The sequence below is a fragment of the Martelella sp. FLE1502 genome (genome assembly GCF_053484255.1).
Genome location: NZ_JBAKFQ010000057.1, coordinates 1 through 1365, shown reverse-complemented (window position 1 = coordinate 1365; position 1365 = coordinate 1). Strand labels below are relative to the sequence as shown.

Genomic DNA, 1365 nt, shown 5'->3' with positions numbered 1-1365 from the left:
AGCCGCCTATGCCGACGATCTTTACTGGAACGCCGGAGGCACTTCCGGAGACGGCTCCTCCCTTGTGGGCTATGCCGGCACATGGTCGACCAGCGTCGCCAACTGGACCAATTCAGCCAACACGAACCCCGCCGGGCCCTGGGTCAACCAGCCTGGCATGAATGCCTTTCTGACCGGCCAGGACCAGGCCTTTTATATAACGGTCACCGTCGACGGAACGATCCAGTTCGACACCATCACGATCGGAACCGTGCCCCCGGGCCAGTTCGCCGGCGACAGCGTTTTCTACACCATCACCGGCGGGCAATTCCAGATGGCGCCGGCAAGCGGCACCCATGGAACCATTGTGACCTACGTGCCCAGAGGAACAGTCATCGATACGATTATCTATAACAGCGCCGACAATTCGGTGCAGGATCTCGTCATATCGGATGCGGCGCCCTCCAACCCGCAATTCATCGGTGGTATGGTTATCTTACGCGGCGCGCAGCAATATACCGGCACAACCTATGTCGAGGCCGCATTTCTCCAGCTTGGCGGCGCCGTTCTCGACATCGGCCCCTATGAGGTCGGCTCGGTCAAGGGCAATATCGTGCTTTCGCCGGGGTCCACACTCCAGATCTGGTCCGGCACCTCCGACGACAGTACTGTTACGACCACCAATGTCATCAGCAGTAAAGTCGCCAGCGACACCACCACCAGCCTTTGGATCTCCGGCTGGCTCACCGGAGGAAACCATCAGGTTATCTTCAACTCCGACAGTTCCGCCTTCCTGGGCGCGGTCCAGGTCGGCGGAATCATGAGCGGCACCGGCGCTGTCGGAGGTGTCGTCGACATCGTCGCCGGCGGCGAGATCCACAATACCCAGGGCAGCACGCTGAAACTCGGCTCCTCGGTGACAATGCATCCAGGAGAAACTGATCCCTTCTACGGGAATGTCCCGGGCAGCAAGATCGTGGCCAATCTCAACGACGCGAATGCCGGGCAGCCGATATTCTCCACCGGCGACCTCGACATCCGGAGCGGATTGCTGACGGTCAATGTCTCGGGATCGGCTCAGGTCTACAACATTATCCAGTACACCGGAACACTGCAGGATGTCCCCAACACGATGTTCCTGCAGGCGCCAACGATCAATGGTGTAACCGCCGACCATCAACTGGACGTCGTCACGCCCGGCACCGGGCTCTACGCGCCAGGCATGATCCGCCTGCTGATCTATGACGCCAATGACGAGATCGCCCAGTACTGGAACGGCGGTGCGCCGCCGCCCTACACGGGGGGGCTTGTCGGTGGTTCCGGAACATGGACCTCGGCCACCCAGAACTGGACGGATTCGACCGGGACGAATGCGTCCGCCTGGGC

1 protein-coding gene is annotated in these 1365 nt (G+C 60.8%); it reads left to right on the top strand.

Annotated features, from left to right (window positions below; all coding sequences use genetic code 11):
* On the top strand, positions 1–1365 hold a 1365-nt coding region (locus tag V6767_RS22645; RefSeq protein ID WP_448475498.1), incomplete at both ends, for a hypothetical protein.